The organism is Streptomyces sp. NPDC051219, assembly GCF_040682335.1.
Lineage (GTDB): Bacteria > Actinomycetota > Actinomycetes > Streptomycetales > Streptomycetaceae > Streptomyces.
Genome location: NZ_JBFBAS010000018.1, coordinates 1 through 12823 on the forward strand (window position 1 = coordinate 1; position 12823 = coordinate 12823).

General features: G+C 70.6%; 13 protein-coding genes and 2 pseudogenes. 10 read left to right on the plus strand and 5 right to left on the minus strand.

Going from position 1 to position 12823, the window contains the following annotated elements; translation table 11 throughout:
• Positions 1-29 precede the first annotated feature (29 nt).
• Both AB0M62_RS20930 and AB0M62_RS20935 read right to left on the minus strand, forming a co-directional pair.
• Positions 30-260 (minus strand): annotated as a pseudogene (locus AB0M62_RS20930) (recombinase family protein); the annotation flags it as partial.
• Positions 261-482: 222 nt separating this feature from the next.
• On the minus strand, positions 483-1304 hold the full coding sequence (locus AB0M62_RS20935) for an SDR family NAD(P)-dependent oxidoreductase (RefSeq protein ID WP_366075759.1): 822 nt from the start codon (positions 1302-1304) through the stop codon (positions 483-485).
• A gap of 95 nt (positions 1305-1399) precedes the next feature.
• Between AB0M62_RS20935 and AB0M62_RS20940 the strand changes: the two genes are divergently transcribed.
• From AB0M62_RS20940 to AB0M62_RS20970, 7 genes and pseudogenes are all read left to right on the plus strand, one after another.
• Positions 1400-2059: a TetR family transcriptional regulator gene (locus AB0M62_RS20940; RefSeq protein ID WP_366075760.1), complete on the plus strand. Its 660-nt coding sequence runs from the start codon at positions 1400-1402 to the stop codon at positions 2057-2059.
• Positions 2060-2201: 142 nt separating this feature from the next.
• Positions 2202-2596, plus strand: a pseudogene (locus tag AB0M62_RS20945) (MBL fold metallo-hydrolase); the annotation flags it as partial.
• Between the two features lie 153 nt (positions 2597-2749).
• Positions 2750-4612: an ATP-binding protein gene (locus tag AB0M62_RS20950; protein WP_366075761.1), complete on the plus strand. Its 1863-nt coding sequence runs from the start codon at positions 2750-2752 to the stop codon at positions 4610-4612.
• 45 nt (positions 4613-4657) lie between these two features.
• On the plus strand, positions 4658-5092 hold the full coding sequence (locus tag AB0M62_RS20955; RefSeq protein ID WP_366075763.1) for a roadblock/LC7 domain-containing protein: 435 nt from the start codon (positions 4658-4660) through the stop codon (positions 5090-5092).
• A gap of 2 nt (positions 5093-5094) precedes the next feature.
• Positions 5095-5469: a DUF742 domain-containing protein gene (locus tag AB0M62_RS20960; RefSeq protein WP_366075764.1), complete on the plus strand. Its 375-nt coding sequence runs from the start codon at positions 5095-5097 to the stop codon at positions 5467-5469.
• Positions 5447-6040, plus strand: a complete 594-nt coding sequence (locus AB0M62_RS20965; RefSeq protein ID WP_366075765.1) for an ATP/GTP-binding protein — start codon at positions 5447-5449, stop codon at positions 6038-6040. Before AB0M62_RS20960 ends, AB0M62_RS20965 begins: the two co-directional genes overlap by 23 nt.
• Positions 6037-6615, plus strand: a complete 579-nt coding sequence (locus AB0M62_RS20970) for a GAF domain-containing protein (protein WP_366075766.1) — start codon at positions 6037-6039, stop codon at positions 6613-6615. Before AB0M62_RS20965 ends, AB0M62_RS20970 begins: the two co-directional genes overlap by 4 nt.
• A gap of 51 nt (positions 6616-6666) precedes the next feature.
• Here the strand turns inward: AB0M62_RS20970 and AB0M62_RS20975 are convergent, their stop codons facing one another.
• Both AB0M62_RS20975 and AB0M62_RS20980 read right to left on the minus strand, forming a co-directional pair.
• Positions 6667-7827: a dipeptide epimerase gene (locus AB0M62_RS20975; protein WP_366075767.1), complete on the minus strand. Its 1161-nt coding sequence runs from the start codon at positions 7825-7827 to the stop codon at positions 6667-6669.
• The gene (locus AB0M62_RS20980) at positions 7824-8861 is read right to left on the minus strand and encodes a LacI family DNA-binding transcriptional regulator (protein WP_366075852.1); all 1038 of its coding nucleotides are present in this window, start codon (positions 8859-8861) and stop codon (positions 7824-7826) included. Before AB0M62_RS20980 ends, AB0M62_RS20975 begins: the two co-directional genes overlap by 4 nt.
• Positions 8862-9067: 206 nt before the next feature.
• On the opposite strand from AB0M62_RS20980, the gene AB0M62_RS20985 reads away from it, so the two are divergent.
• From AB0M62_RS20985 to AB0M62_RS20995, 3 genes are all read left to right on the plus strand, one after another.
• Complete coding sequence (locus AB0M62_RS20985; protein ID WP_366075768.1) at positions 9068-9940, plus strand: ABC transporter permease; 873 nt, start codon at positions 9068-9070, stop codon at positions 9938-9940.
• A gap of 69 nt (positions 9941-10009) precedes the next feature.
• Positions 10010-11026 (plus strand): ABC transporter substrate-binding protein, encoded by a 1017-nt coding sequence (locus AB0M62_RS20990; RefSeq protein WP_366075769.1) that lies wholly within the window; start codon positions 10010-10012, stop codon positions 11024-11026.
• Between the two features lie 9 nt (positions 11027-11035).
• Positions 11036-11851 (plus strand): ABC transporter ATP-binding protein, encoded by an 816-nt coding sequence (locus AB0M62_RS20995; protein ID WP_366075770.1) that lies wholly within the window; start codon positions 11036-11038, stop codon positions 11849-11851.
• Positions 11852-11905: 54 nt separating this feature from the next.
• On the opposite strand, the gene AB0M62_RS21000 is transcribed toward AB0M62_RS20995, so the two are convergent.
• The gene (locus AB0M62_RS21000; RefSeq protein WP_366075771.1) at positions 11906-12772 is read right to left on the minus strand and encodes a sugar phosphate isomerase/epimerase; all 867 of its coding nucleotides are present in this window, start codon (positions 12770-12772) and stop codon (positions 11906-11908) included.
• Between the last annotated feature and the right edge of the window lie 51 nt (positions 12773-12823).

Sequence of the window (12823 nt, forward strand, 5' to 3'; positions counted from 1 at the left end):
GATCGGACTGAGCGGCTTCTTACGCTCGTTCACTCCGCGGCCGCCTCAAGCGCTTTCTGCGCGCGGTTCCTCGCGGAGCGGCGCCCGTACAGGCGGGCGCAGAACGAGGTCAGGACCTCGGTCATGTCGCGGACCAGGTCGTCTTCGACCTCGCCCTCGTCGAGGATGACCAGGCGACGTCCGTGCGCGGCCAGCGCGGCCTCGACGAGTTCGACGTTCATCCGCCCGAGGCGGTCCTTGTGCTCGACGACCACCGTACCTTTGCCCAGGTCAGGCGGAGTGGCCAACTGTGGTACTCAGGATGGCCAAGTAGGCCACAGTCACATCAGTGATAGTCCGCCATGCACAGCGATAGTTGGCACGTGCTATCCCGTGCCCCGAGGATCGAGGGGTCTCATCGAAGCCCGTCCCGGCGGTCCGGGCGGGTTCAGCGGTCCGGGCGCCTGAAGCTCTGCACGCACCCGGACCACCCTCGAGGGGGCTCAGCTCCGGCCGGCCTCGGCCTCGGCGGACACCTCGGCCCACTCCTCCCAGGTCTTGAGCCGCTCGGCGTAGACCTGCGGGACGACCTGGTGGGGGAAGGAGCCGAAGAAGACACGCAGCGGGGGGTTGTCGGCGTCGACGATCTTCAGCAGCGCGGGGCCGACGCCGGCCGGGTCGGGATTCGGCATGGTGGCGAAGCCGGCGTTGACCGCCTCCCGTACGCCGTCGTAGGCGGCTACGGGCTCGGACCAGGCGGAGGACGTGGCGAACTCGGTGCCGAAGGGGCCGGGTTCGACGACGGTGACCTTGATGCCGAAGCCGACGACTTCCTGGGCCAGGGAGTCGGAGAGCCCCTCGATGGCGGCCTTGGAGGCGGAGTAGCCGCCCGTGGCGGGGAAGGCGGCGAGGCCGAGCAGGCTGGACACATTGATGATGTGGCCGCTGCCTTGAGCGCGCAGGTAGGGCAGGGCCGCCTGGGTCACCCACAGGGTGCCGAACACGTTCGTCTCGAACTGGGCCCGGACGTTCTCTTCGGTCAGTTCCTCGACCATGCCGAACAGGCCGTAGCCGGCGTTGTTGACGACGACGTCCAGGCGCCCGAAGTGCTCGTGGGCCTGCTTCACCGCCTCGGTCACGGCGGCCTTGTCCGTGACGTTCAGGGCCAGCGGCAGTATCGCGTCGCCGTGGGCGGCGACCAGGTCGGCCAGCGACTCGGTGGTGCGGGCGGTCGCCGCGACCTTGTCGCCGCGCGACAGCGCCGCCTCGGCGAACCGGCGGCCGAAGCCGCGGGAGGAACCGGTGATGAACCAAATCTTGCTCATGAAGGTACTCCTGGGGAGGTGGTACGAGGCCAACATGAGGGACTGTAATCCATGATGGAACTAAGTACCACTTAGGGCCCGTGTACACTTGTGGCGTGGCCGAGACATCCAGGACTTCAATCGCTCGCGGCGCCGCGCAGTCCGCGCGCTCCTCGCTGCGCGAGCGGACCCGCGCCGCGATGCGCGCCGAGGTCAGCGAGGTCGCGTTCCGGCTCTTCGCCGAGCAGGGCTTCGACAAGACGACGGTCGAGCAGATTGCCGCCGAGGCGGGCCTGTCGCGCACCACCTTCTTCCGGTACTTCGGCACCAAGGAGGAGGTCGTCCTCGGCAAGTTCGGAGAGTTCGGCCACGAGGTCGCCGCGACGCTCGCCGCCCGCCCCGCAGGCGAGCGGCCCTGGGATTCGCTGCGCCGCGCCTTTGACGTGGTCACCCAGGCCGATCCCGACGAGCCCGAGCAGGCCCTGAGTCTGATGCGGCTGCTCAGCGACGCCTGCGCCTTGATGACCCGCCAGTGGGAGAAGACACAGGGCTGGCAGAGCGTGCTGGTGCCGGAGATCTCCCGTCGGCTCGGCGGCGATTCGGAATCCGCCGACGATCCCCGCGCCCGGGCACTCGTGGCGTCAGCGATCGCCTGCCTGGACGCCGCCACCGACGCCTGGACGGCCGGCAATGGGACGACTCCGCTGTCCGTACTCCTGGACCAGGCGATGGGCGCGCTGAGCGAACTGAGCGAAGAGAACTCGACCGGGCGATGACGAGGCGCTGGACGGCAGCGCGACTTTCTGAGCCCCCGTAGCGGACTCCCGAAGTGGAGACTGCGGTGGCCAACTACCTCTGAGCGAAATGGCCAACCACCGTTGAACATCGGCCGCTCACCAGCGGGCTTCTCGACGTCTCTGGCCCGACATCCCATGACTCCGGCGGAAGGTATGAGGGCGCATCTGGACCTCCAGGGCGGCCGGCCCGCCGGTACGATGCTGCCCATCCACTGGGGCACCTTCAACCTCGCGCCGCATCCGTGGGCCGAGCCCGGGGAGGGCACGCTCGAGGCCGGGGCCCGGGCGGGCGCCGCGATCGCGCTGCCGCGCCCCGGTGAGCCTTTCGAGCCGAACACCGAAGGCGTCCCCGCCGCACCCTGGTGGCGTGCTGTCGCGCGAGTGCCGGCCGGGGGGTGGCCCACGACCGCGACTGCGGTGGATACCGGCCGGCCGCCGGCCGCCGGGTCCGCTGCCGAGCCGCCCGGAGGTCGGCCGACCGGGACCGGCGAACCCGAAGCCGTTACGTCCGTGTAGCCACTGGCATATTCGGGCTGTCGTACGAGGAGTCATACCAGAGCGGGAAGCGCGGCGCGGAAGTTTGTCAACTGCCCATCGGCGGGCGGATTTTGCCGACTACTGTGTGTGCCCGGTGATCAACGCTGGGCACCCCCACTTCCGAGGACGCCGATGTCTCAACTCCGCGCACCCGCAGCGCGCGCCGACCGCCGGGAGGGCGGACGGCACGGCCGGCCGGCCACCCGCCTCGTGCTGATGACGCCCGAGACCCACATCCGCTCCCAGCTCGTCCGCACCGCTGTTCTGCCCGCTCTTGCCACCGGTCTCAGCGGCGCGGCCGCCGTGCTCATCACGCTCCGGGCCGGCTCCGTCAGGCCGACGACGGAGCTGTGGGCACTTCTGCTGGGTTGTGCCGTGCTGGCAGTCGCCGCCCTGGCCGCCGCGGCGCTGGGCGCGAACCGCACGGCCAAGGCCGTCCTGGACCGCTGCAACGCCCTGCGCCGCTCGAGCGCACGCGGACAGGCCGAACTGCGCGGTGTGGTGGAGCAGTTGCGGCGCGGGGAGGGGCCGCCCGCCCCCAGCGCCCCCAAGTCCCCTCCGCCCGCGGGTGATGAACTGGACCTGTTGGGCCACGAGCTGGGGCGGGCCCAGGAGCTGGCCGTGGCCGCCGTGGTACAGGCCTCACAGCTCTCCAGCAGCGCGGACAACGACCAGAGGGTCGAAGTCTTCGTCAATCTGGCCCGCCGCCTCCAGTCGCTCGTGCACCGCGAGATCCAGCTGCTCGACGAGCTGGAGAACGAGGTCGAGGACCCGGACCTGCTCAAGGGTCTCTTCCATGTGGATCACCTGGCCACCCGTATCCGCCGGCACGCGGAGAACCTTGCGGTGCTCGGCGGTGCGGTCTCGCGCCGTCAGTGGAGCCATCCGGTCACCATGACCGAGGTACTGCGCTCCTCCATCGCCGAGGTCGAGCAGTACTCGCGGGTCAAACTGGTGCCCCCGATCGACGGAACGCTGCGCGGGCACGCCGTCGCCGACGTCATCCACCTCCTCGCCGAACTCGTGGAGAACGCCACGGCGTTCTCCGCCCCCCACACCACCGTGCTGCTGCGCGCCCAGCACGTCACAGCCGGTCTCGCCGTGGAGGTCGAGGACCGGGGCCTGGGCATGGCTGTCGGCGAGCAGCACAAGATGAACGCCCTGCTCTGCGACCCCGACCAGGTCGATGTCGCTCATCTGCTGGAGGACGGGCGCATCGGACTCTTCGTGGTCTCCGCGCTGGCGCGCAGGCACGGCATCGCCGTCCGGCTGCAGACCAACATCTACGGCGGTATCCAGGCGGTTCTGGTGCTGCCGCAGGGCCTGTTGGGCGCCGAGCCCGAGACCGGCACGTCCCAAGCGGTGGAGGGCAGGACGGCCGGTCCCCGCATGCACGCGTCCACCGGCCCCATGTCCACCGGCCCCATGTCCACCGGCCCCGTGTTCACCGGCCCCGTGTTCACCGCTCCACCGGCCGCCCGGCCCGTGCCCGCCACTCCACAGCGGTTACGGCAGCCGCAGGCCGCCCCACCCGGCGTTGCCACCCCTCGAACCGAGTCCGGTGCCGGCATTCTCCCCGTACGGGGGATTCGGTACGACCGGCCCAACCCCGCCGGGGCGCGGCCCGGCCCGGTCCCGGCGGCCACGCCGGAGCACTCCGCGGCCGATGCGGCACCCCTGGCCCCCCACGTCCAGCCCCCCGGCGTCGTGCGGGGCACCATGGGCCGGCCACAGTTGCCGAAGCGGCGCAGCCAGGAGCATCTCGTCCCGCAGTTGAGGGACGCGCCCGCCAGGCGCAAGGAAACCGAGCAACCGGTCCACGATCCGGGCCTGATGGCGGCCTTCCAGCGGGGCATCGGCCTCGCCGAGGCACAGCCGGCCCGCGGGCCTGTCCGCGAGCCGGCCCGGGAACCCGCGCGGCCGCCCCGCGAACCCGGCGGTGTGTCCCGCGAGCCCGGCCGGGAACCCCACGGCGACGAACACGTCGGTCACTGACCCACCCCCCCACTTCCGTCCAGTCCCCCAAGGAGTCGATCCCCCATGGCGAGCGATGTGCCGACCGGACAGGTTTCCGACCTCAGCTGGTTGTTGAGCGGTCTGGTCCAGCGCGTGCCGTACACCCGCAGCGCGGTGCTGCTCTCCTCGGACGGACTCGTGAAATCGGTCCACGGCCTCGACACCGACAGTGCCGACCACATGGCCGCGCTCGCCTCGGGGCTGTACTCACTCGGCCGCAGCGCGGGTGGGCGCTTCGGCGACAGCGGCGAAGTCCGGCAGATCGTGGTGGAACTCGACTCCACTCTGCTGTTCGTCTCCGCCGCCGGCTCCGGTACCTGTCTGGCCGTACTGGCCGGCCGGGAGGCCGACGCGGCGGTCCTCGGCTACGAGATGGCGATGCTGGTCAAGAGCGTACGGCCGTATCTCGTGACTCCCCCCAGGCAAGGGGCCGGACCGGCCGGCGCCACGGGGCACTGACGGTGCCGGCCAAGCACGACCGGCCGTGGCTGGACGAGGCCTGCGGCCGGCTCATCCGTCCGTACACGGTGAGCGACGGGCGTACGCGCCCCACCACCGCCCTCGATCTGCTTTCGCTGGTGATGTCGACCGGCACGGTTCCGCAGACGCATCTCGGCCCCGACCATGCGCAGGCACTGCGGCTCTGCTCGGGGCCGACCTCGGTCGCGGAGATAGCCGCGCGCCTGCGGCTGCCGGCCGTGGTCACCAAGGTGCTGTTGTCCGACCTGGTGGACTGCGGGGCGGTCACCGCGAAGGCCCCGCGCTTCCACGACGACTCGACCGATGACCGGTCACTGCTGGAGGCGGTGCTCGATGGCCTTCGACGACAGCTCTGAACTCTTGCCCACCGCGCTGAAGATCCTTGTCGCGGGAGGCTTCGGCGTCGGCAAGACGACGTTCGTGGGCGCCGTCAGCGAGATCGCGCCCCTCAGCACGGAGGAGCTGCTCACGCAGGTCAGCGTGGGGACCGACAGCCTGGAGGGGGTCGAGTCCAAGGCCACAACGACCGTCGCCATGGACTTCGGCCGGCTGACGCTCGACTCGCGGCACGTGCTGTATCTGTTCGGCACGCCGGGGCAGGCGCGCTTCTCGTTCCTGTGGGACGAGCTCTCCGAGGGCGCGCTCGGCGCCGTCGTCCTCGCGGACACCCGCCGCCTGGAGGACTGCTTCTGCGCGGTCGACTTCTTCGAGCGGCGCGGCATCGGATTCGTCGTCGCCGTGAACGAGTTCGACGGTGCCTTCCGCTACGACGCGGACGAGGTGCGGGCGGCCATCGACCTCCGGCCGGAGGTCCCCGTCGTACTGTGCGACGCCCGGCGCTCCAGCTCCGGGATCAAGACCCTGGTCATCCTTCTCCAGTACTTGCTCAACTCCACCACGGCGCCGAACCACGGAGCACCCTCATGACGTACGACCCCACCGGGCACCTGCTGCTGACGCCGATCGACCGGGAGGCGCCCGTGCGCGTGAAGCGGCTGCGCCGGCTGGGGCTCGGGGACCGGCCCGACCCGGCTTTCGACGCGTTCGCCACCCGGCTCGCGGAGGTGACGGGAGCCCTGTACTCGATGGTCAACTTCATCGACGAGAACCGGCAGTTCTTCGCGGGTCTGCACATCCCTTCGGACAGGCACGGCGGTACGGACCGGAGGGATCCCACCGCGGCGGCAGCAGCCGCGGCACCGGGCCGGGTGATGGCCCGTGACCACGGCTACTGCCCGCACGTCGTGGTGCGGCGGAAGGCACTGGTGCTGGAGGACGTGCGCGACTACCCGCGTTTCGCGGGCAACCCGGTGGTCGACGAGATCGGCATCCGGTCGTATCTCGGCGCGCCGCTCATCGACCGCACGGGCATCGCGCTCGGCACCATCTGCGTGGTCGACACCGAGCCGCGGCCCTGGGGGCGGCCGGGGCTCGAGACGATCAAGTCGATGGCGGCGGAGATGGTGGATCAGATCCACCGTCGGGAGGACGGGGGGATCTGACGCCGCTCCCTCAGCAGGCGACAGGGGCTGCACAATCGCCTCGCGCGCCCCTCAGGGCCGGCGCTCCAGCACGTCCACGGCCAGAGCCCGTACCACCTCCTCGTCCACCTCGACCCCGAGTCCCGGTGAGTCGGGTACCTGGGCCATTCCTTTCTCGATCCGCACGGTCGGCCCCGCGTACGGGGATTCGATGAACTGGCGGCCGTTGAGGTCCACCGGTGAATCGATTCCGTAGGCGGCGAAGAGGTGCAGCGAAGCGGCGAGCCCGAGGTCGGAGTCCGTCAGTCCCGACCCCATCAGCCGCACGCCGCTGTCCTCGGCCAGCGAGCACAGCCGCCGTGACAGGGTGAGCCCGCCGCTGCGCTGGACCTTGGCGATGGCCACGTCCACCGCGTCGAGCCGTACGAAGGTGGCGAGGTCGCTGGGATGGCGCAGGCTCTCGTCGAGCGCGACGGGCACCGGGGAGGCGTCGCGCAGTCTGCGCAGCCCGGCGATGTCGTTGGCGGGCAGCGGCTGTTCGAAGGCGGTGACACCGAGTTCGTCGAGCCGGCGGGCGACCCGCAGGGCGGTGGAGGCGGTGTAGGCCTGATTCGCGTCCACCCAGACCGGGGCGTCCGGGGCCCGTTCGCGTACCGCCCTGACCACGGCGACGTCCGTGTCCTCGTCGTGCAGGCCGATCTTGACCTTGAAGGCGCGATGGCCCGCGTCCGCGCCCTCCGCGACGCTGTCCCCCGCCTCGGCGGGGGACTGGCCCGAGACGATCCACCCGAGCTCCACCGTCTCGCTGCGGCGCTGTCCCCACAGCGCGCCGAGCGGGACACCCGCGGTCCTGCCGAGGAGATCGTGCAGCGCGACGTCCACGGCGCTCTTGGCCAGCGGTGCGCCGATGGTGAAGCCGCGGTTGACCGCCCGGTCGAAGGCCGTGTCGACCGCGTCGAGGTTCCAGGCGGGGCGACCGAGCACGGCGGGGGCCAGATAGCGGTCGATGGTGGTCACGATGGACTCGGCGGTCTCGTACGTCCAGGCCGGGATCGGGGTCGCCTCGCCCCAGCCGTGCACACCGTCGGCGCTCACCTTCACCAGTACGCGGATGCTCGGGCGGCCCGCGACGGCGACCGAGCCGCCGGAGACGCCGAAGGAGCGGCGGGTGGGCAAGGCGACGGCGAACGTCTCCACCCGGTCGATGACCGGGCCGGTGAGCAGCGGCATCATGAAGGAGTCCTCTCTGCGGACGGGCTGGGCGGTGCGGTACTGGCGCGCAGGACGACCTCTCCGCCGATGCGTTCCACCCGGGAGCGCCGGCCGCGGCTCTCACGCAGCGCGAGCGCGATGACGCTGCGGCCCATCAGGGTCAGTGGCAGTGAGACGGTGGTCAGCGGCGGGGAGAGGTCCTGGACCAGCGGGATGTCGTCGAACCCGGCGAGCGAGATGTCCTCGGGGACCCGAAGGCCGCGCTCCCGGAACGCTGCCAGTGCCCCGACGGCCATCACGTCAGTGACGGCGAACACGCAGGTGGGACGGACTCCTCGGGCGAGCAGCTCATGGGCCGCCGCATACCCGCCCTCCCGTGTGAAGGCCCCGCCCACGACCTGGCCGGCGGGGAGTGGCACCCCTGCCTCGGCCAGCGCCCCGCGGAACCCGGCGAGCCGGTCCGCGACCGTGGTCAGCGCCGGCGGCCCGCTGAGTACGGCGAACTCCCGATGCCCCAGGGCCAGCAGGGCTCTGGCCAGTTCGGCCGCGCCGGCCCGGTTCTCGGGCAGAACGGTGTCCACGCGCAGGCTCCGGTGCCGGCTGACGGCCGCGACCCGCCCGCCTCCGCGGAGGTAGCCCTCGAGCTCGGTGCTCATGGCCCGCTCCCACGCGCGGTCCTCGAAGCCCGAGCCGATCAGCAGTATGGCCCGGGCCCGTTGGGCCCGGAGAGCGGAGACGTAGGCGATCTCCCGGGCGGGCTCACGGAACGTACTGGCCAGCATGACCAGCAGGCCCCGCTCGGCGGCGGCCCGCATCACCCCGCTGGCTATCGCGGCGAAGTAGGGGTCGCTCACGTCGTGGCAGATGACGCCCACCGTGTTGCTGGAGGCGCTCGCGAGCGCCTGGGCGTGGGCGTTGGGGATGTAGCCGAGCAGATCCGCCGCCTCCAGCACTCGGGCCCGCAAATCCTCGCGCACCCGGGTGGTGCCGTTCAGGGCCCTGGAGGCCGTTGCCGGCGAGACGCCCGCGGTGCGGGCGACGGCATGCAGCGTCACATGGGCCTGTGCTTCCTGTTCACTCAACTCGACCCCCGGGTCGGTGGTGGGGCCCCGAAACTTCGGGACGACCTATTGACCGTGCGTACAGGCAGTCATTAGCGTGGCGACACCTTAGCAGAAAGCGCTTTCTGGAAGCGCTTTCCGAACACTTCCGATCCCAGGACTTTTCTCAGTAACCGCCCCTGCTCCCCTAGGAGTTCACCGTGAGCCAGAGCGCCGTCGCCAAGACCCCCCCGACTGCCGGGCCGGTCGCGGGCGTTGCCGAGCGCGGCCGGCCGGGGGCGCGCGACCGCGCCGTTCGCGCGGCGGAGCAGACCTGGCGGCCGGCCGTACTCCTGCTGGCCTGTTTCGGCGCCTGGTGGGCGATCGCCGCCACCGAGGTGGTGGAGGCGTACCTCGTCCCCTCGCCCGGCGCGACCTTCGACGTGCTCGCCGAGAAGGGCGGCTACGTGTGGCATCACACGTGGGTGACCACCTACGAGACGCTGCTCGGCTTCGCCATCGCCGTCGGGGTCGGCGTACTGGCCGCCGTGATCATGGTGTACTCGTCGACCGTCGAGAAGACGCTCTATCCGATCCTGCTGTTCGCGCAGGTGGTGCCGAAGATCGCCATCGCCCCGCTGTTCGTCGTCTGGCTCGGTTTCGGTATCGCGCCCAAGATCCTCATCGCCGTGCTCATCGCGTTCTTCCCGGTCGTCATCTCCATGGTCACGGGCCTCAAGGCGGTCGACCCGGAGATGCTGCAACTGTCCAGCACCATGGGGGCGCGGCCCTGGCAGACGTTCGTCAAGATTCGCTTCCCTGCCTCGCTCCCGCACCTGTTCTCCGGTCTGAAGGTCGCCGTCACACTTGCCGTCACCGGTGCGGTCGTGGGGGAGTTCGTCGGAGCCAACGAGGGCCTCGGCTATGTGATCCTCCAGGCCAACGGCAACCTCGACACCCCCATGCTCTTCGCTGGGCTGCTCGTCATGTCCCTCATCGGTGTCGTCCTGTTCGTCCTCGTCGAGATCGCCGAGAAGCTGATGCTCCCGTGGCACGCCAGCCGCCGGGACGCCTCCGTCACCACCACCTACTGACACCTACTGACCCTTTGCCGGTTCGGGCAGTGAACCGAACCGGCCTCCCGCTCCGAGAAGGGCCGCACCATGCACGTGCGCAGAGTTCTGACCGGCCTCGTCCCGTTGCTCCTGGTCGCCACGGCCTGCGGCGAGGACGGCTCCGGGTCCACCACCAGCGATTCGGGCAAGAAACTCGACAAGGTGACGCTGACCCTCAACTGGTACCCGTACGGCGAACACGCCCCGTTCTACTACGGCAAGCAGCAGAAGATATTCGAGAAGCACGGCATCGATCTGGAGATCCGGGCGGGCCAGGGCTCGCAGAAGACCGTCCAGGCCACCGGCGCCGGGCAGACCGACTTCGGCTGGGCGGACACCCCCGCCCTGCTCGGCGGCGTCGACCAGGGCATCAAGGTCAAGAGCCTCGGAGTCTTCCTGCAGACCACTCCTTCGTCCGTGCAGTTCTTCGAGGCGCAGGGCATCAAGACGCCGGCCGACCTCAAGGGCAGGACGATCGCGGGGACCGCGGGCGACGCCCTCTCCAAGACCTTCCCGATCTTCCTGGAGAAGAACGGACTGAACGAGTCGGACGTCAAGGTGCAGAACACCGACCCGGCAGGCAAGATCGCGGCCGTCATCTCGGGGAAGACCGACGCCCTCCTCGGCTACGCGAGCGACCAGGGGCCGACCATGCAGAACAAGGCCGGCAAGGAGGTGTCGTATCTGCGCTTCTCCGAGCACGGACTCAACTTCTACTCCAACGGGCTGATCGCGGGCACGAAGACGCTGGCCCGGGCCGACCTCGCACAGCGCATGGCGCAGGCCGTCAGCGAGTCCTGGACCGCGGCGGAGAAGGCGCCGGACCCGGCGGTCGCCGCGATGGACGGCGCCTCGGAGCAACTGCCGCCCAAGGAGGTACTCGGCGAGCAGCTCAGGACGACGCTGACGCTGCTGCACACCGATGCCACGAAGGGGCGGGCGCCCGGGGCCAACGCCGAGGCCGACTGGAAGCAGACGATCGACGTCTTCACCGAGGCGGGCCTGGTCAGGAACGCCAAGCCGGTGGGCGACTACTGGGCCGCGGACGCGGCACCGAAGGGCTGAGGGCTGAAGATGGCAGGCGAGGCGACTCTCCGGAAGCGTGCAGTGGGCAAGGACACCGCGGCGGTCGGGCTGGACGGCGTCGCCGTCCGGTTCCGTACCAGGAACCGGGACGTCACCGCGCTGCGGGACATCTCGCTGGACGTGGCGATGGGGGAGTTCGTCGCCCTCGTCGGTCCGTCGGGCTGCGGCAAGTCGACCCTGCTCAAACTGGTGGCCGGGCTACTGCAGCCCTCGGCCGGCACCGTACGGCTGCGCGAGGAGCAGGTGAAGGGGCCCCGCCACGACGTCGGTTACGTCTTCCAGCGTGCCGCGCTGCTGGAGTGGCGCTCGGCCCGCCGCAACATCCTGCTCCAGGCCGAGATGCGGAAGATGCCGGCCGCCAGGGCCCGCGAGCGCGCTGACGAGCTCATCACGATGACCGGCCTCGGCGGCTTCGAGGACGCGTATCCGCACGAGCTGTCCGGCGGGATGCAGCAGCGGGTGGCGCTCTGTCGCGCGCTGCTGCACCAACCGCCGGTGCTGCTGATGGACGAGCCGTTCGGTGCGCTCGACGCGCTGACCCGCGAACAGATGAACGTGGAACTCAACCGCATCTGGCGGGAGACGGGCACCACCGTGCTGCTGGTCACCCACTCGATCTCGGAAGCGGTCTATCTGGCCGACCGCGTGGTCGTGATGAGCCCGAGGCCCGGCACCATCACCGAGATCATCGACGTGGGCCTGCCGGCCGAGCGGGACTACGCCGAGACGATGGGCCGTCCGGAGTTCCGGGAGGCCACCGACCGGATCCGCGGCCTGCTGGGCGCGGTGTCCGCGGACGGCTGAGTCGGAGCAGGACGGAAAGAGCGGGGGGTGGCCGGCCACCCCCCGCCCTGCTTCTCAGTACCGCAGGTCGCTCAGGTGGTTGTAGCTGTTCCTGGCGGTCGCCAAGGGGTCGGCGGGCCGGTCGTGCTCGACCAGCCACTGCTTGACACCCCCGCTTCGCGCCTCGTCGAACATCGCGGCGAAGTCCAGGACCCCGGAACCCACGTCCGCGAAGTCTCCGTCCGGCGCCATGTCCTTGACGTGCAGCGCCGGGAAGCGGCGGCGGTGGCGTGCGAAGTACGTGGCCGGGTCGGCCCCGCCCTTCACACCCCAGTACACGTCGAACTCGAAGCCCACCAGGTCGGGATCGGTTTCCCTGACGAGGATGTCGAAGAGATTCTCGCCCTCGACGACCGCGTGGTCGCTGCCGTGGTTGTGGAACAGCACCTTCAGCCCGGCCTCGCGTGCGGCGAGTCCGGCCCTGTTGAACTGCCGCGCGGCCTCACGGAATCCGGCCGGTGTGTGCATCGCGGCGGGCAGGCTCGGCACCACGATCCACTTGCCGCCGAGGGTCGCCACGTCGTCGAGTGCCTGCGGCAGCCCGCTGCCGGTGACCGTGTCGTAGCCGACGTGCTCGAGCACCGCCTTCAACCGCGTCTCGTCCAGCATCCGCCGGATCTCCGCGGCGGTGTGGCCGTGGCGCCCGCTGACTCCGACCGTCGCGTAACCGATCTTCGCGAGCTGTTCGAGCGTGCCCCGGAAGTCCTGGGCCAGGGAGATACGCATGGTGTACAGGTGCATGCCGATGCCGCCGGGCGGGATGCGCCGCCCGCGGCGCTCCGCGTCGTGGGCGACGGCCGGCGAGCCCAGCGCCGCCGCCGCTGTGACGCCGAGGGCCGTACCGAATGCCTTGCCGAGGAATGCGCGTCGTGTGCCGTCCATGTCCTTCACCTCTCTGCCAGCACCCTTCCGTGACCGCCCTCTTGCTCTGTG